Origin of the sequence: Paenibacillus sp. UNC217MF (assembly GCF_000686865.1) — a bacterium.
Classification (GTDB): Bacteria; Bacillota; Bacilli; order Paenibacillales; family Paenibacillaceae; genus Paenibacillus_B; species Paenibacillus_B suaedae.
This window is the reverse complement of record NZ_KK366028.1, coordinates 540548-558492: the sequence shown is the minus strand read 5'-3', so window position 1 is coordinate 558492 and position 17945 is coordinate 540548. Positions and strand designations below refer to the sequence as shown.

Genomic DNA, 17945 nt, shown 5'->3' with positions numbered 1-17945 from the left:
ATCGTTGCAAAGAAGGATCCCGCATGAGGCGGACATCATCTTTACATATGAAAAATAAGAATGTTTGTTCCCTTTTCCATTATACTCTTTTCATCGATTGGATGCAAATGGGAAACACTGAACGGGAGAGAGGATTATCTATGGACAAAACTACTGTAATTGGCATTCTTGCCGGCTTAGCTGCACTCATCGGAGGCTTCCTGTGGGAAGGTGGACAAATGGGTGGCCTGTGGGAGAAAACAGCTGCACTGATCGTCTTCGGCGGAACGATTGCCGCTGTCGTCATCAGCTTCCCGGGCAATCGGCTACGCAGTATCCCGAACGCGCTTAAGATGGCGTTCGGCCGCAACTCAACAAACGCACAGCAATTAATCGACGACATCGTCGCTATGAGTACTGTCGCTCGCAGAGAAGGTGTCCTCGCCTTGGAGAACGATGCTCACAAGCATGAGAACGGATATTTGCGTGATGGCATCATGATGATTGTAGACGGAACTGATCCCGAGCTCGTGAAGCAGATGATGGAGCTGGAGATGGACGCCATCGAAGAAAAACATGAAGGCTATGCAAAAATATTTGAAGCAGCTGGCGGTTATGCGCCAACAATGGGGATTATCGGAACCGTTATGGGTCTTATCCACGTTCTCGGCAATTTGTCAGATCCGTCTTCGCTCGGACCATCCATTGCCGTTGCCTTCACAGCCACCCTATACGGGGTTGCAACCGCGAATATCATTTACTTGCCGATTGGGAGTAAAATTAAAGCGCGCAGCATGGAAGAATTACGTGTCATGGAAATGATCGAATATGGAATTTTAGCGGTACAAGCCGGCGAGAACCCGCAAATTATTCGCAAAAAACTCGGCTCATTCCTGCTCGCCGAAGACTCCTTCGAACCACTCAAGTTGGTTCCAGAAGCAAAGCGGGGGATGATTCATGAGACGCAGAAATAGAAAATCAGGAGCACACGCTGAGAATCACGAGCGCTGGCTTATTACGTACGCGGATCTCATCACCCTGCTCATGATCTTCTTCGTCGTCATGTATGCCATGAGTAAGATTGATGTGGATAAATATGAGTCTCTGTCTGAAACACTGCAGGTATCCTTCCGCAATACGGATACGTCCTTAAAGGGCTCCACCATTCTGGATGGATCCTATGCGAAGCCAGGACAAACAGGAGACAAACAAACCAAACAAGACGGAGCCGACGGCAAGGACAAGGAAGAAAAAGCCGTGGCAATAGGTACAATTACGAACAAGGATCTGGCTTTCCGCAAGCAAGAGGCAGAGCTGAAAAACTTCATGGGTGTCATCCAGCAATATATCGATGAGAACAAACTGGGCAGCCAAATCACCGTATCTGATACGCCAAAAGGAATCGCCATCCGAATGAGCGATCGACTGCTGTTCGATTTAAGTCGTGCTGAATTGAAGGATGATGCACTCCCTCCACTGAAGAAGCTTGCTACCTTACTTCCGAAGCTGAGTACATCCATTAGCATTGAGGGACACACGGACAACTTACCGTTCGCCCAAGGCGGCCGCTATAAGGATAACTGGGAGCTATCCGCTGCACGAGCCCTATCCGTTCTTCGTTACTTCGTAGATGATAACAAGCTCGATGCCGCACAATTCCAAATTGCCGGCTATGGCGAAACTCGTCCACTTGTGGATAACGACACAGAGCAACATCGTCAACAAAATCGACGCGTAGAAATCATTGTTCTGCGGAAAATGGTGCAATAGACGTTCGTTAGCTGATTCAAGCGCATGGTTATCCAATAGTTATTCACAGGATAAACCGTACTTATCCACGTTATTCACGGACTTATCTACAGAATGTTAACAACTTGTCGACAAAATCATATATTTCAATCCTATTATCCACAATCCACAAGATTAGATATATTTGAGTTCAAAAAACAAAGGGATTAATTAGAGTAGTTGCACAACTGACTCTGATTAATCCCTTTTTGTTAAATGCTTAATCTCGATTCTCGTATACAAATCCCACTCAGTTTGCTGTATATCCCCAAAAACAATTGAGTAGATTGGATTCCCGAAAATTATTATCCTTACTATGCTCGATTATCCACATCTGTAGGCATTGATGCATTCAACGTCTTCGCAGCCTCACTCATGTGGTCTGCAGACTGCACATCGTTCTCTGCTTGCTCGCGCAGCTTACGCTTTGCTCCGCGCTTGGAACGAGTCCAAGGCACTAACAAGTATGAAAATAAGGACGGAGCCCGTGTAACTGCTACATATTCAACCCGATCATCAGGAGCAAGCAATACGCCCAGCTGATGGTGCTCACCAGCATAAATAGCCCGCTGCAAGAAACGAACCTCACCTGATAAGTTGTTCACTTCCAGCTTACAGAACGCGGAATTCATACGGAGTGCCTGATGCAGCTCCGCCTTCGTCCTTACCTTCACACCGTTCACCTTCACAATCACTTCACCTTGCATAATACCAAGCTCCGCTGCCGGACTATTCGGCAGGACAGCCAAAATGCGGAGTCCTCCAGCATCTTGGGTGAACACCGGACTATGTTCCGCTTCTTCTCTGCGACTCAACCAGATTAAGCCCTCATGCATGCCGATCGCTGCAATTGCGGCCACAGGCACAAGCGGCGCCCACCAAGCAGCAGCTAATGAAATCGCAAGCAACAGTGACGCATACGCGAACAAACGCGTACTGCTTAGCGCTGCTTTCTGCTGTGGAAGCTTCGTAAACGTCAGCTCGGAGAAGCCAATAACAATCGGAAACGCAATGAGTGACCAACCATGCTGCCACAGTTCTCCACCGAACAACGGCGTCCAAGGCAAAGCTGCTCCCTCACCCGCTGGAAAGAGTAGAAGCAGCGGAACTGGCCACATGCTCTGCATGCGATAGGCCCCGACGACGCGTCCACGCTTGCTCTCCATGAACATCGGCCCAGCCATACGCGCTGCCTGCTTGCGAATAAGGACAGCTTCAGCCGCATGCAGAAGTGCGACAAGCACCAGCAACCCAGCAGCGTCCATCCCACGCACTGAAGCAACGGTATCCCCTAGCCATCCATCTGGATTCCATGTTGTCACCCATGTATTTAATACAAATTGTATAATAGCAAGCAAGCCTGCCGCATAAGCAAGACACAGAAATCGAACACGAATAAGCAACAGCACGAGAGCAATGATCCACAGCAGCACGATCACTTCCCGTGTTAGAGACACGCCGAGTCCAATTGCAGCGAACGTTACGAGGATGCCTGAAATCAAGCCACCGAGCCATGCATGCCAGGTATGGGTGATCCAGCTGTGCATCTTCACTGCGAACAGTCTTCGCTCCAGAATCACTTGCCTGCGATAGTGCATGGCAATGAGTAGAATGGACAGCCAATAAAATGGCGAGATCAGCCATTGCAATACAGCCTCGCCTACCCGAATACTGATATCCACCAGCAGGTTCACATGATTCGCCCCTCTCCATCACCAATTAGACTACGCACTCTATCTATGCTGAACACGTACCCTCTAGGCTGCCCACCTGCAGCCATCCTTGTCTTCAAGCTTACTAACCATCTTGCCTTCAAACCAAATACCCACTTTCTATAACCCTTTATAACCTTAATGGAGACGAACTTTATACGTAATACATTACTCATCACGTATCCATTTACCCGAAAACCCAATCTTGCAATCAAAAGAAAAAGAAGGCCGAAGCCGAAGCTCACGACCTTCTTTATATTCGACAGCATTTAGCGGATTTCCTTCTTCAGTACATCAACCGCCTTATGCAGCTGTGCATCGTTCTTTGGATCCCGCATGGCCTTAACAATCGCCTGCTCAAGCTGTTCTCCCGTCTTTGCGTCAACCTTGCCCGTGACGGTCAGCTTAGATGCTTGCTGGAACTCCTTAACGGCAGCCTCTGTCTCTTTGGAGAAATAGCCATCCTTACGACCTGGCTTGTAACCAAGTCCATCAAGCATAATCTGAACATTCTTGACATTCGCATCATTCATATCAAATGCGAGCGTCTTATCCTTCGGAACAGGAGCGACATAATAGAAGTCAGGCTGCTGAATCGCAATATCTGGCTCGATGCCCTTCTGATGAATCCAATTGCCTTGCGGCGTTAACCACTTCGCAATTGTAATCTTGATCAGACCGCCATCTCCAGAATTATAGCTCGTCTGTACTGTTCCCTTGCCGAATGTATGCTCACCGATGAGCTTCGCTCCAGCAGATTCCTTCAACGCGCTGGCCATGATTTCAGAGGCACTGGCGCTGCCCTTATTCGTCAGCATCGTGACCGGATATGGCTTCAGCTTCGCAGTCCCCTTAGACAAGTAGCTGCTGCGTTCTTTGTTCCGATCCTCCACTTGAACAATGGACTTGCCTTCCGGAACGAACAGCTCTGTCATCTTCTGCACAATATCGAGCACACCGCCCGGATTGTTACGCACATCGATAACAAGCCCCTTCATTCCCTGCTTCTCCAGCTTTTCAAGCTCTTCCTTGAAACGATCGAACGTATTCAATGAGAATTGACGAATCTCAATATAGCCAATATTTCCATCCAGCATCTTTGGATATACAGTTTCCATGTCTACTTCGTCTCGCACAACGACGAGCTCAAGTGGAACTGTTTGCCCTGCCCGCTTGATAAGTATTTTAGCCTTCGTACCCTTCGGGCCGCGGATTTTCGCTACTGCCTCGTTTAGATTTTTGCCCTCCAGACTCTCGCCATTTACGGAAATCAGCACGTCCTTCGGCTTGACACCGGCCTTCTCAGCAGGTGATCCCTTAATCGGCGATACTACCGTCACTTCGCCGTTCTCCATCGTCACTTCCGCGCCAATCCCAGTAAAAGCACCTTCAATGCTATGATTGAATTGCTCCGCTTCCTCTTTCTCCATAAAGGAGGAGTAAGGATCATTAAGCGCGGCGATCATGCCATGAACAGCGCCATTTACAATCTTGTTGCGCTCAACGGCGGTAACGTATTTATTCTCGATAATGCCTAACGCCGAGTTCAGCTTCTGCATCTCGCTCGCTGATAAACCATTGCCTGTCGATGCAGCTTGTCCACCACTCGCAAATATCGGCAAGTCCATTACTGTAAACGTTAAGGCACTGCCTGTCAGCATAGCCGCTCCGACGAGCAGAGCGACGGTTCGCCCTTTGAATGACATCGAATCACCGCCTTTGTCTTCCCTATGTTCCCTACGCTTACTCAGTCAACATTCATCTTAGTATATGTCGAAACTGCCATTTTTATTTCAAATAAGGTTCCGGATCAACCCGTTCTCCATCCACGCGAACTTCGAAGTGGAGGTGGTTGCCTGTTGCCCGGCCTGTTGCACCTACCTCTGCAATCTTGTCGCCACGTGAAACTTGGTCACCCTTCGATACTTTAATTCCACCGTTGCGGATATGTCCATACAGGGACCAAACGCCATTTCCATGATCGATGACGACACAGTTGCCGTATCCAGACCACCATTCTGCAATCAGAACTGTACCTGATTCAGCAGCATAGATATCTGTACCTCCCGGCGTGGCCATATCGAGACCGCTATGGAACGCTCCTTGTTTCCCAGTAATCGGATCCGTGCGCGAACCGAATCGTGAAGAGATATAATAATCATCATGAAGAGGAACCGCAAATTTGCCGCCCGAGTACGCTGAGCTCGACGGGTTCGAACTGCTTCTTGGCTTCGCTTTCGGCTTTGGCTTCTCCTTCGGCTTCATCAGCTCATTCTTCTTACGGAGCAGCTCGGCACGTTTTTTCGCAAACTCAACGAGCAGTCTGTCCTGCTCCTCACTCGCGTCATCTGACTCGTCAATTTGCTTATTATAGCTTGCAATCATGACTTCTTTTTCTTTTTCCTTCAGCATTAAGTCCTTCTTCGCATTATCGAGCTTCGCATACAGCAATTTTACTTGCTTCAGGTTCGTCTCGATCTCCTGCTTCTTCTGGACTACAAGCTGCTTGTCACGCTTATGCTCCGCCAATATTTCCTTATCTTGTTCAGCGATCGATTGCAATGAATCGAATCGATCCAGGAAATCAGAAAAGCTTGTCGCACTAAACAATACATCTATGTAGGACACGACGCCGTTCGTATACATCAATCGCACACGCGTATCCAGCAAATCCTCACGTTCATCAATTCGTTTGTTGACCTTCTGCAGTTCATCTGCTGCCTCAGCCAAATTTAATTCTGTTTCATCTATTTGATGAGCGACATTCGCCATCTCATTAGCTTTCTTATCAATCTCAGACAGAAGATAGTCCATATCCTTCTGCGTCTTTCCAAGCAACTTCGTTGCTTCGGCCTTCATGGACTTCGCTTCTTGCTGCTTATTCTCCGCTTGACGCATCTCACTCTGAAGCTGCTTCAATTGCTGATTGACCTTGTCCAACTCTGATGCTTGTCCCGTAGATGGCGGCGCCATCGAGAAGACAATTGCAAAGCTTGCGAATAACGTGATCCACTTCTTCAAACCAGTACTCCGTTTCAATCCGGTTCCTCCGATCTCCCCCGATTTGGGCCCTATCATTCATACGCTGCATTTCGTGGGTGCTATCTATACTTTCAAAAATTTACGAATGGAAATCGTACTTCCCCATGTGCCAATCAAAATGCCTAGTCCCACTAGAGTGCTGCCAACAAGCAGCCACGCATCCTGCAGTGGAATAAGCTTGACCATCTGCAAGCCCAGCTCAAAATTCGTCACGAGCTGCTGATACCCGTAAAATAGCAGTCCAACTGTAATTAGTGACCCAACAATGCCTAGGAGAGCCCCCTCAACGAAGAACGGTCCTCGGATGAAGGAATTGGTTGCCCCAACAAGCTTCATAATGCTAAGCTCGCGCTGACGAGCCATAATCGTAACTTTAATCGTATTCGAAATAAGGAACATCGCTGTAACAGCTAGGCCCGCTACAATAACAAGGCCGAAGTTGCGCACGGTTGCCGTTACCTTCAGCAAGGTATCGACCGTTCCTTTCCCGTAATTGACCTTCCACAGCGGCTTCGCGCTATTCGTATCATTAATGGCACTAATCTTCTTCGCGACTATGCCAATCGTTGCTGGATCGTATACTTCAACCGTGAAAGAATCCGGAAGCGGATTCGTGTCCTTCGTATACCCGTTAAGCAGTTCCTTGCCATCTTCACCCAAGTTCTTCTCCAGCAGCTTCATGCCCTCTTCCTTGGAGATTGGGATAACCTTGCTTACTTCTGACATATTGCCGATGTCTGTAGCGACTAGTTCCTTCTGCTCTTGTGTTGCATCAAGCTTCATATAAACTCGAATTTGTACCTTGTTATCAATTTGCTTCGTCATCTCGTTTACATTCAACGACAATAACATGAACACACCTAATATAAACAACGAGATCACTATCGTACTAATCGATGCGAAAGACATCCATCCATTGCGGAAAATACTCTTGCTTCCTTCTCTGACATGGCGGGACAGTGAATTAAAAATCATAGCCGTATTCCCCCCGTGCCTCGTCACGAACAATAAGTCCCTGCTCGATCGCAATAACCCGCTTGCGCATCGAATTGACGATATCCTTGTTATGAGTAGCCATGACAATCGTCGTACCGCGGAAATTAATTTCCTCAAGCAGCTTCATAATTCCCCATGATGTCTCTGGATCGAGGTTCCCCGTTGGCTCGTCAGCCACAATCACAGATGGGTTATTCACAATTGCCCTTGCAATCGCGATTCGCTGCTGTTCTCCCCCAGACAGCTGTGCCGGCAGACTGCCCATCTTATGCTTCAATCCAACCAGCTCAAGCACCTCAGGCACACGACGCTTAATAACCTTCTTCGGCGCTTCGATTACCTCCATCGCGAAGGCAACATTCTCATAAGCAGTCAGCTTCGGCAAAAGCCGAAAGTCCTGGAACACGACACCGATATTGCGCCGAACGAACGGAATCTTGCGCTGCTTCAGCTTGCCGATATTGAATCCACTTACGAAAATTTGCCCCTTTGTAGGCACTTCTTCTCTATAGATCAATTTCATGAATGTCGATTTCCCAGCTCCCGACGGTCCAACCAAATAGACGAATTCATCCTTATCAATTTGGACGGATATGCCGCGCAATGCGTGAGAGCCGTCTTGATACGTTTTCCATACATCTTGCATTTCTATCAAATAATCACACCCTAAGTTTAAAAGATCAGCTAATATACATTCGACATAAGTGCTCTAATTCCTTTAAAAGAAAGGAAATTTCAACATCTTTTTACGCATAGCACCACATTCAGCTATCATTCCGCGTTCTATAGCAGCTAACGCCGTCGGAAGCAGTTCGGCCCTTGCTGTAGTCCTCCCCTCCAACCAGCTAACGCAATGTTCCCTTGTTCTCTACACTCATCGAGTCAAGTTTGCTATTCAAGTCGCATATAGTATGAAAATGAATAAATCAAATCTTCTCGTCCTTAGGCTTGCTTCAAGCAAGGACGCTCTTCTTCATTTTTTCATAAGCAGGAGGCTATTGCAGTGAAAAAAATCCATGCACTATTTATAACCGTTGCCTCGCTCTTGTTGGTAGGTACTGCGGTATGGGGCTTGGCTCACAGCTATGCTTCACAGCCAACAATCCCTCCCAACGTACATCTGTCCACTTGGAATATCGGCTCTCAATCTATGGATGCCTTCCGCGACCAATTAAAAGCAAAAATTAAGCAATTGGAGCAAACGCCATTCGAATTCTCCTTCGATGACACGAACGTTGAACCAGTCAGAACTACACTTGCTGATCTCGGCGTTACCTATGATGCGGAGCCTATTTTACGCGCACTCGACAAGATGAAGGAAGGCTCTCTCTGGGAACGAATTCAAGCACGCTACTATTTCCCGACATCATGGACACTTCAATTCCGCTGGAATAAAGACGTGTGGGCGAAGCGCTTGACTCCAGACTGGGAGGAAAATACATTCGGCAAGCCCGTAAATGCACAGCGGGAAATCACGAAAGACGACACCATTCGCTACACACCTGAAAAAACAGTCCTTCGCATCGACCGATTACAGCTGGAACAACTCATCCGTACCTCCATCCCACACACGTGGAATGAAGGGCAATCCATTGCACTACAGGTACCACTACAAAAAACAGCCCCACCAGTCACGATAGCATCGCTGAAAGCGGAGGGGATTGAACGAAAGATTATTGAGTTCTCAACCAGCTTCGTGCAAGCCAGTGACGGGCGCACCCATAATGTCAACGCAGCTGCCCAGACCATTCATGACATGGTGCTGAAGCCTGGTGAGGTTTTCGACTACGATAAAGTCATTGCTGAAACGGAAAAAAAATACGGCTTCAAGGAAGCTCCCGTCATCTTCAACGGCAAGCTTGTGCCCGGCATTGGCGGAGGCATTTGCCAAGTATCGAGCACCTTATACAATGCAGTACTTCGCACTGGTCTGGAAATCGTCGAGCGACGCAATCATTCCTTACCTGTCTCTTACTTACCAATTGGGTTAGATGCCACCTTCTCTCAGGGCTATATTAATTTCCGCTTCAAAAACACAACCGGCAAGCATCTTATTATTCGAACTGCTGCTGAGGACGATCGGCTCATTATTAAATTTTTCGGCACAATGGATAAGGATGTATCCTATCGGATGGAAACCAAAACCTTGAAGGTACTGGAGCCAACGATTAAATATGTGAAAAATCCAAATCTCCCTATCGGCAGCCATGAGACGATCCAGAAAGGGAAACAGGGCTATACGGTAGAGTCTTACCGGATCAAGCTCGTTAACGGCAAAGAGGTCGAACGCAAAAAAATGTTTGTGGATACGTACAGACCACAGCCGACACTTATAGCGGTCAATACAGGCGGATCGGAGCAGTCTTCTTCGAAAAAGGATCAGAGCCCGATTTTAGAGGATGGTGTCAACGGGCCGGTATTCAACGATTAGCTAACTGGGGAAATATGTTGAGGTTCAATAGTAAGAGCCCTCCTTCAGCCAATGATGAGGAGGGCTCTTACTCGTGTAAGCATAAAACTATATTGCGGCAAACCAATGATGGACGTAAATCAATCACCATCTATGCAGAATTAGAAATGCGGTGAGGCAACGACCAGCGCCACGTCCTCTTATAGAATGAAGTTGGATCCGGATGCAAGGCGAGATCATTCAATCTACGCCGCCGTACCCAGCATTGAAAGGAGTTTCTCCCTTTCGAGGTACAGAACATTGCATTACGCATCCCGCTTCGTTCGCTGCCGCGGCATATCTGTAAGCTGATTGACAGATACGATGTCATTCCGTTTTTTGCGTGGTGGTGTCCAAAACTGTTCATTTCCTGGCAAGTCATCGAACCAAGCAGCTTCATCGGGACAATCAAGCTCCATGAACGCGCCATAATTGCCCTCTCTTGATTGATGATACTTTAGAAAAGCCTTTCCGTTCTCAATCGCCAAAATTTCAATTTTGCCTGATGTATGGCTCATGGATAACCTAACCCGCTTACCAAGACCTGAGGTCTTCGCCTTGGCTGCTTCAACGAGTTGGTACGCTTCCTTTAATGGGAGGACGAATTCACTATTACCAGCAACCGGCCGGTTAATAAAGAAATAATACGGGGTTACCCCAGCCCATGACAGCTTATCTAGCAGTTCTCCGAGTACCTCAGCATCATCATTAATTCCCCGCAATACCGGCGTCTGATTGACTACGATAGCTCCAGCTTCGTGCAGTGCTTGGAATCCGCGCTTCGCTTCTTCTGTAATTTCTCGTGGATGATTAATATGGGCCATCACATAAATCCGGTGGTCAGGTGTTGAAAATTCACGAATCGTCTCCAGCAATAACTCATCTTCATAAATCCGCATCGGATTGAAAACGGGCAGCTTGGAGCCCAATCGAATAATCTTAACATGAGGGATATCGCGCAGACGTTGTAAAATCATGCGCAGCTTCGGGGTGGCTAGAATCAGACTGTCTCCGCCGGTAAGCAGGACATTGTTAATCTCGGGATGTTCGGCAATGTAAGTGAGTCCGGGATTCACATCGGACATCGCTTCTTTGACATCGTTGCGGAATAGTCGCTTACGGAAGCAGTATCGGCAATAGGCGCCGCATACTTCCGATACAATTAATAATGCGGTGGATGAATACTTATGCTGGCAGCCAGGGACTACGTAGTTTGTGTCCTCGTCTGAGGCGTCCCATCGTCCGTACTCTTTCAGTTCCCCGGTATTCGGGATAACAAGCTTCCGAATCGGGTCATTGGGGTCGTCCCAATCAATGAGGTTCAAATAATAATCGTTGACGCGGAATACAAATTTCTCGGTAATCTGCTTGAGCCGTTTCCTTTCCGTCTCGGGCAACTGTGTGACCTTGTCGATATCGGTGACGTACTTCGGCTGAGGCATTAGCATTCCTCCTTATGAAGTTTGATCGTGCATATGCACATAGTTAATTATACACATGTTTACATATTCAGGCAATGGAAGGGGTGAACCTACGAAGCGAAACCTCCCTCCAAATGCAAAATAAGCACAAGCGCGTCAGCGCCTCACAGGACGCTATTAACGCGCAGTGCTCTCGATAAGTTGAATTGCATGATTTCGTGTCGATGCTGAATACTATCGCTAATCCCATCCAACAGAAATCAGCCTACCGTCAACTCCTATGCTAGCTTGATCCCACCGTTGGCTTCAATCCAGAGCGCCTTCTGTGCCAATGCTTGTTCTGCCCGCCCAATGGCGGCCTCCACCTGCACCGTTGCTGTTCCGCCGTATACGTTGCGTGCATTGACAACTTGCTCAGGTTGAAGGACAGCATAGATACGATCATCGAACAGCTCAGAGAATTGCTTAAACTCCTCCAGAGTCAGATCAAGCAGGTATTTGTTCTGTTCAATACAGTACAGCACCGTCTTGCCGATAACTTCATGCGCCTGACGGAATGGCAGTCCCTTGCCAACGAGGAAATCTGCAATGTCAGTTGCGTTGGAGAAGTCCTGACGCACTGCCTCCCGCATGCGGCTGCGATTCACCTTCATCGTAGCGATCATCGGTGCAAATAAGCGCAGTGCTCCGTCCATCGTATGCACAGTGTCGAACATGCCTTCCTTGTCTTCCTGCATATCCTTGTTATAGGCTAGCGGCAATGCCTTGAGTACCGTCAGCATGCCCACGAGATTACCGTATACCCGCCCTGTCTTTCCGCGGACTAGTTCCGCGACGTCTGGATTTTTCTTCTGCGGCATAATACTGGAACCCGTGCAGAACGCATCGTCCAGCTCCACGAATTGAAATTCAGTGCTCGACCAGAGCACAAGCTCCTCACACAAGCGGGACAAGTGCATCATAATCAGGGAAGCGTTCGACAGGAACTCCACAATGAAATCCCGATCGCTCACTGCATCAAGACTGTTCTCATATACGCGGCTGAAGCCAAGCTGCTTCGCGGTGTAATGACGATCAATCGCAAATGTCGTCCCCGCGAGCGCACCCGCTCCAAGTGGAAGCATATCAATGCGCTTATAGCTGTCCGTCAAACGCTCGATATCGCGCTCGAACATTGCGACATACGCCATCAAGTGATGGGCGAATAGAATCGGCTGTGCACGCTGCAAATGCGTATAGCCAGGCACGATTGTATCCACGTTTTCCTTCGCCTGCGCAATAAGTGCTTCCTGCAGCTGAACGAGCAGCTCAACAAAGGTGATCACACGCTTGCGTAAGTACAAGTGCATATCGGTCGCCACTTGGTCGTTGCGGCTGCGTCCAGTGTGCAGCTTGCCGCCCACCGGGCCAACAAGCTCAATGAGCGCTTTTTCAATATTCATATGAATGTCCTCATCGGATACGGAGTAATCCAGCTCCCCGCGGCGGATCATACTCGCGACCTGATGAAGTCCATCCGTTATCTGATCTACATCCTCCTGCGGCAATATACCGCAAGCCCCCAGCATCGCCACGTGAGCAAGGCTGCCCTGTATATCCTCTTCTGCCATTGCTTTATCGAATGTAATCGAAGCTGTATATTGTTCAACGAGTTGATCCGTCTGTTTCGTAAACCGGCCGCCCCATAGTTTGCTCACGATGCTCTCCCCTTCCTGTGTTACACGCCCGCTTCTTGCAAGGAAGCCCCATGAACCTTCGTACCATGCACGCCGGCAGCGACTTTAAGACGCAGGGCGTTCAAATGAATAAAGCCTGTTGCATCATTTTGATCGTATGCCTGAGATGGGTCTGCCTCCATCGTTGCGATATCTGGATTGTATAGACTCACCGGACTCTGTACGCCAGCGCCCATCACATTCCCCTTGTACAGCTTAAGCCGTACGCTGCCCGTCACATGCTTCTGGCTTTCGTTGACGAGTGCTTGAATCGCAAGCCGCTCCGGTGCGAACCAGAACCCGTTGTATACTGCAGCACTGTACTTCGGAATAAGCGAGTCACGGATATGCATTACTTCGCGATCCATCGTCAACGATTCCATGATGCGGTGTGCCGTAAATAGAATCGTACCGCCCGGTGTCTCATAGACGCCGCGGCTCTTCATGCCGACGAAGCGGTTCTCTACCATATCAACACGACCAATGCCGTGCTTGCCGCCAAGCTCATTCAATGTCTCCATTACCTGCAGAGGGGAGAGCGCCTCTCCGTTAACCGCAGTACAATTGCCTTGCTCAAATGTTAATTCGATGAGTTCAGACTCATTCGGCGCATCCTCTGGGGAGACACTCAGCACGTACATGCCTTTATTCGCATCTGCTGTTGCGTCAAACCAAGGATCCTCCAGCATGCCGCTCTCGAAGCTAATGTGGAGCAGATTGCGATCCATCGAGTATGGTTTTTCCGCAGAAGCCTGCACCGGAATCCCATGCTTCTCTGCGTAGGCGATCATCTCAGCGCGTCCTGGGAAGTCAGCGCGGAATTGCTCCGAGCGCCAAGGCGCAATGACTTGAATGTCCGGTGCCAGCGCCGCTGCCGTCAGTTCAAAGCGGACTTGGTCATTCCCTTTGCCAGTTGCACCATGAGCAATCGCCGTTGCGCCTTCCATACGAGCAATCTCAATCATCCGCTTCGCAATGAGCGGACGCGCAATGCTCGTGCCGAGCAGATATTGCCCTTCATACAGCGCACCTGCCTGGAACATTGGGAAGATGAAGTCCTGCGCAAACTCTGCACGCAAATCGTCGATGTAGACTTTGGATGCACCTGTTGCGATTGCCTTTTCTTCAAGGCCCTCTAGTTCTTCCTTCTGCCCAATGTCCGCGGTAAACGTAATAATCTCTGCGTCATAGGTTTCCTTTAGCCATGTTAGAATGACGGATGTATCTAAGCCGCCTGAATAGGCCAGCACAATTTTGTTCTTTGCCACGATGACTCCCCCGTTCAATATGCTTCAAATGCTGTAGAGATGAGGTTCGAAGTTCAGTAAATTTCAACAAAGCCCGATAAGGTTCTGTCCTGTTTGTGTCCATCAACTTGATCAAGTTTCCCTATTCAGCCAAGTGAGTGTCCACCTCAATTGATTTAGGTCGTTACGATTTAGCCCCATGTAACATAAGTGCTCCTAATGAAGTAAATGCCTGCATATTCTCGTTTGCAATAGCAGACCATCTATCGATCAAATTCGATCCATAAATACGTTACTCTCCCATCAAGGAAGCCATAATCGCCTTCTGCGCATGCAGACGATTCTCCGCTTGATCGAAAATAACAGAGTGGCCTCCATCAATAACACCTTCACTGACTTCTTCACCACGATGTGCAGGCAAGCAGTGCAGGAATATATAATCAGGCTTCGCATACCGAGCTAATTCTTCATTCACTTGGAAGTTACGGAATGCTTGCTCACGCTTCAACTGCTCCGCCTCGAACCCCATGCTTGCCCATACGTCTGTATAGACCACATCGGCGTTCGCGATTGCTTCCTTCGGATCACTCGTAATGAGCACTTGAGATCCTGACTGCTGCGCCTGCTCGCGGCTTTGCTTCACAATGCCTTCATCCGGCATATATCCCTCGGGCGATGCGACAGCGACATGCATCCCCAGCTTGCTTGCTCCCATCAGCAGTGAATTCGCCATATTATTGCCATCCCCGATATAGGCCAGCTTCAAGCCTTGCAGCGTTCCTTTTTTCTCATATATCGTCTGGAAATCGGCCAGCGCTTGGCATGGATGATTCATATCCGTCAATCCATTAATAACCGGTATGGTAGCGCCGCGCGCCAAATCTATGACCGTGCGATGGGCAAACGTTCGGATCATAATGCCATCCACGTAGCGAGACAGCACCTGGGCGGTATCCCATATTGGCTCCCCGCGGCCAATTTGCAGATCATTTTTACTCAAAAACAATGCCTGGCCGCCGAGCTGGTACATCCCTACTTCGAACGATACACGCGTGCGGGTGGATGACTTCTCGAAGATCATACCGAGTGTCTTCCCCTTCAGCGGCTGATACACCTCGCCTGCCTTCTGCTTCCGCTTCAGCTCAATCGCGAGATCGATCAAATATTGCAATTCTTCCATCGTATAGTCAGCGAGCGCAATAAAATCGCGTCCGCGCAAATCAATTGTAGATGCTGTTGTTGCCATCAAGGCCACCTCCGTATATAGTCGCTGTCTTCCCATCCGATCTGTGCACACGCTCCGATTGCCATCTATGCCGTAGCAACAACCTCTGAACGCTTCACTAATACATCGTGGATAATTGCCACAGCCTCTTCGATTTCTTCGTCAGTTACGAACAGATTCGGAAGCAAACGAATCACATTCGGACCAGCGCTAATGAATAGCAAGCCTGCCTGCTGTGCCTCCTTAATCATATCCGCCACAGGTTCCGCGCACTCGATACCAACAAGAAGCCCGAGACCTCGTATATCCTTCACTAGCGGTACATCGCTCAACTTCACCCGCAGCGCATTAAGCAAGGTCGTCCCCTTCTCCGCCGCCCGCTGCGCAGCCTTCTCTTCCAGCATCGTCTCCAGTGTGCCTACTACAGCTGACATCGCGAGCGGGTTGCCGCCGAAGGTCGAGCCATGTGTGCCCGGACTGAACGCTGCCCGCAGATATTCCTGCGCCAGCATAGCTCCTACTGGGAAGCCGCTCCCGAGCCCCTTGGCTACGGTAAAGATATCCGGCTGAAGGCCGTAATGCTCATGTGCGAACAATGCTCCTGTACGCCCCATTCCCGTTTGTACTTCATCCACGATGAGAAGAAGCCCGTGCTCCTTGCACAATGCAGCTACTTCTTGAGCGAATGATGCCTTGATCGGGAAGACACCTCCTTCTGCCTGCACGATTTCAAGCATAATCGCTGCGGTATTGTCCGTTATCGCAGCTTTCAGCGCTTCACTATCGTTAAACGGTACATAACGGAATCCTGCTGGCAGCGGAGCGAATCCATCCTTCACCTTGTCTTGACCAGTTGCTGTCAGCGTCGCCAAAGTGCGGCCATGGAAGGATTGATGAAACGTAATAATTTCCGACCGCCCTGTCTTAGCAACTGCTGTATGATAGCGTCGCGCCAGCTTAATAGCTGCCTCGTTCGCTTCCGCTCCACTATTGCAGAAGAATACAGCATCTGCACATGTATTCGCGGTCAGCAGCTCCGCCGCTTGCACCTGCTGTGGGATATGGAACAGATTCGAAGCGTGCCATAACGTATCCAGCTGCTCTTGTACACGCGCCTTGACCCTCTCCGGTACATGTCCCAAGTTCGTTACAGCTATGCCGCTCATGAAATCCAAGTAGCATTTCCCCTCATTGTCCCATACGCGGCTCCCTTGCCCCTTGACCAGTGCAATTGGATAGCGGGCATACGTTGGGAACAAAGCGCTAGCTTCCTTCCCGGCATCTATATTCTTCGTCATCGTCTCCACCCCTTCGTTCAGTCTGCTACTCTGTTCACAGCCTCTCAGCTGCTGCATTCTTCCATCTAAAAAATCCAACCTTCAATTTATTCCATGTCTTAATAGGTCATCTATGACCTAACAATTCGAGTTCCGATCGCTTCCCCGGCCATCAATCGGCGCAGCACATCAGGTTCAGATCCGTCAGCAATAACAACCTCCTGCACGCCGCCCTCCAGACATTTCATCGCAGCCTGCACCTTCGGGATCATCCCTCCGTAAATATCGCCACTCTCGATCATCGCCTCAACTTCCTCAATCGTCACAACGGGAAGTACAACTTTCCCTTCTGGGCCGTTCCTCATAATGCCGGGTACATCCGTTACCACAATAAGCTGCTCCGATCCGAGATAAGCCGCTACAGCACCTGCTGCAGTATCAGCATTGATGTTATAGCGTTGGCCTGCACGATCTAGACCAACTGGCGCAATCACAGGTATGTGATTCAAGTCGACCAATCCAGCCAGCAAGGATGCATTGACATGGGTCACATCTCCGACAAAGCCTACTTGTGCCGCGTTAGGTACCGGCTCCGCCTGAATGAGTCCACCATCTGTTCCCGACAGCCCAATCGCCTTAGCCCCTACTTGTGTGAGGCGCCGTACGATTTGCTTGTTGATCTGTCCGGCGAGGATCATTTCGACGACGTCAAGCACAGCTTCATCAGTCCTACGAAGCCCGCCGATGAATTCGGACTCGATACCGAGCTTATCCAGCATGCCTGATATCGCAGGCCCACCGCCATGCACGATTACAGGAACTGTACCTTCCTCCTGAAGCTGATGAAGCTGTTCATAGAACGAATTCGGCAATGCTGCCAAGGTGCTTCCCCCGCACTTCATGACGAACAGCTTTACAGCTGTAGCCGCCGATGACTGCTCTATGCCCTGAGTTTCTGTCGTTGCCATACTCCCACGCCGCTCCTTCCCACTCTTGCTTTACACCGCTTAATGAAACTTTACACTTGCTTGCAGCTTATCTAGCCTCTCCGATGTCTCTCTCTTATTTCCTATCCCAATACTGTGCGCAAAAAG

General features: G+C 49.2%; 14 protein-coding genes. 3 read left to right on the top strand and 11 right to left on the bottom strand.

Translation table 11 applies throughout. The features are described 5' to 3' along the window. The first annotated feature begins 140 nt into the window (after positions 1-140). Both BP95_RS0124085 and BP95_RS0124080 read left to right on the top strand, forming a co-directional pair. Positions 141-953: a flagellar motor protein gene (locus BP95_RS0124085; protein WP_021257091.1), complete on the top strand. Its 813-nt coding sequence runs from the start codon at positions 141-143 to the stop codon at positions 951-953. Next, the gene (locus BP95_RS0124080; RefSeq protein WP_021257092.1) at positions 937-1749 is read left to right on the top strand and encodes a flagellar motor protein MotB; all 813 of its coding nucleotides are present in this window, start codon (positions 937-939) and stop codon (positions 1747-1749) included. Before BP95_RS0124085 ends, BP95_RS0124080 begins: the two co-directional genes overlap by 17 nt. A gap of 332 nt (positions 1750-2081) precedes the next feature. On the opposite strand, the gene BP95_RS0124075 is transcribed toward BP95_RS0124080, so the two are convergent. The 5 genes from BP95_RS0124075 to ftsE form a co-directional block, all read right to left on the bottom strand. Further along, positions 2082-3461 carry a PDZ domain-containing protein gene (locus tag BP95_RS0124075; protein ID WP_021257093.1) on the bottom strand — a complete coding sequence of 460 codons (1380 nt, stop codon included), beginning with the start codon at positions 3459-3461 and terminating at the stop codon, positions 2082-2084. A 287-nt stretch (positions 3462-3748) separates the two neighbouring features. Then, on the bottom strand, positions 3749-5185 hold the full coding sequence (locus BP95_RS0124065) for a S41 family peptidase (protein ID WP_021257095.1): 1437 nt from the start codon (positions 5183-5185) through the stop codon (positions 3749-3751). Between the two features lie 82 nt (positions 5186-5267). After that, positions 5268-6518: a murein hydrolase activator EnvC family protein gene (locus BP95_RS0124060; protein ID WP_021257096.1), complete on the bottom strand. Its 1251-nt coding sequence runs from the start codon at positions 6516-6518 to the stop codon at positions 5268-5270. A gap of 66 nt (positions 6519-6584) precedes the next feature. Then, positions 6585-7496: a permease-like cell division protein FtsX gene (gene ftsX, locus BP95_RS0124055; RefSeq protein ID WP_021257097.1), complete on the bottom strand. Its 912-nt coding sequence runs from the start codon at positions 7494-7496 to the stop codon at positions 6585-6587. After that, complete coding sequence (ftsE, locus tag BP95_RS0124050) at positions 7486-8172, bottom strand: cell division ATP-binding protein FtsE (protein ID WP_021258837.1); 687 nt, start codon at positions 8170-8172, stop codon at positions 7486-7488. The genes ftsX and ftsE overlap by 11 nt, the downstream gene beginning before the upstream one ends. Positions 8173-8520: 348 nt before the next feature. Here ftsE and BP95_RS0124045 point away from each other — a divergent pair, with 348 nt between their 5' ends. Beyond that, positions 8521-9948: a VanW family protein gene (locus BP95_RS0124045; RefSeq protein WP_028533421.1), complete on the top strand. Its 1428-nt coding sequence runs from the start codon at positions 8521-8523 to the stop codon at positions 9946-9948. 284 nt (positions 9949-10232) lie between these two features. Here BP95_RS0124045 and BP95_RS0124040 read toward each other — a convergent pair whose 3' ends face one another. From BP95_RS0124040 to argB, 6 genes are all read right to left on the bottom strand, one after another. Next, positions 10233-11408, bottom strand: a complete 1176-nt coding sequence (locus BP95_RS0124040; RefSeq protein WP_028533420.1) for a KamA family radical SAM protein — start codon at positions 11406-11408, stop codon at positions 10233-10235. A gap of 257 nt (positions 11409-11665) precedes the next feature. After that, the gene (argH, locus tag BP95_RS0124035) at positions 11666-13084 is read right to left on the bottom strand and encodes an argininosuccinate lyase (RefSeq protein ID WP_021257101.1); all 1419 of its coding nucleotides are present in this window, start codon (positions 13082-13084) and stop codon (positions 11666-11668) included. Between the two features lie 20 nt (positions 13085-13104). After that, a complete protein-coding gene (locus tag BP95_RS31260) occupies positions 13105-14370 on the bottom strand; it encodes an argininosuccinate synthase (RefSeq protein WP_021257102.1) in 1266 nt (421 codons plus the stop codon). Between the two features lie 271 nt (positions 14371-14641). Next, positions 14642-15595, bottom strand: coding sequence for an ornithine carbamoyltransferase (argF, locus tag BP95_RS0124025; protein WP_021257103.1), 954 nt, complete (start codon positions 15593-15595; stop codon positions 14642-14644). 65 nt (positions 15596-15660) lie between these two features. Next, complete coding sequence (locus BP95_RS0124020) at positions 15661-16872, bottom strand: acetylornithine transaminase (protein ID WP_028533419.1); 1212 nt, start codon at positions 16870-16872, stop codon at positions 15661-15663. A 110-nt stretch (positions 16873-16982) separates the two neighbouring features. Further along, positions 16983-17819, bottom strand: coding sequence for an acetylglutamate kinase (argB, locus tag BP95_RS0124015; RefSeq protein ID WP_021257105.1), 837 nt, complete (start codon positions 17817-17819; stop codon positions 16983-16985). Between the last annotated feature and the right edge of the window lie 126 nt (positions 17820-17945).

Coding starts and splice junctions, on each gene's coding strand:
- BP95_RS0124085 (WP_021257091.1), top strand. CDS start 141: ATGGACAAAACTACTGTAATTGGCATTCTTGCCGGCTTAGCTGCACTC.
- BP95_RS0124080 (WP_021257092.1), top strand. CDS start 937: ATGAGACGCAGAAATAGAAAATCAGGAGCACACGCTGAGAATCACGAG.
- BP95_RS0124065 (WP_021257095.1), bottom strand. CDS start 5,185: ATGTCATTCAAAGGGCGAACCGTCGCTCTGCTCGTCGGAGCGGCTATG.
- ftsX (WP_021257097.1), bottom strand. CDS start 7,496: ATGATTTTTAATTCACTGTCCCGCCATGTCAGAGAAGGAAGCAAGAGT.
- BP95_RS0124040 (WP_028533420.1), bottom strand. CDS start 11,408: ATGCCTCAGCCGAAGTACGTCACCGATATCGACAAGGTCACACAGTTG.
- argF (WP_021257103.1), bottom strand. CDS start 15,595: ATGGCAACAACAGCATCTACAATTGATTTGCGCGGACGCGATTTTATT.
- BP95_RS0124020 (WP_028533419.1), bottom strand. CDS start 16,872: ATGACGAAGAATATAGATGCCGGGAAGGAAGCTAGCGCTTTGTTCCCA.
- argB (WP_021257105.1), bottom strand. CDS start 17,819: ATGGCAACGACAGAAACTCAGGGCATAGAGCAGTCATCGGCGGCTACA.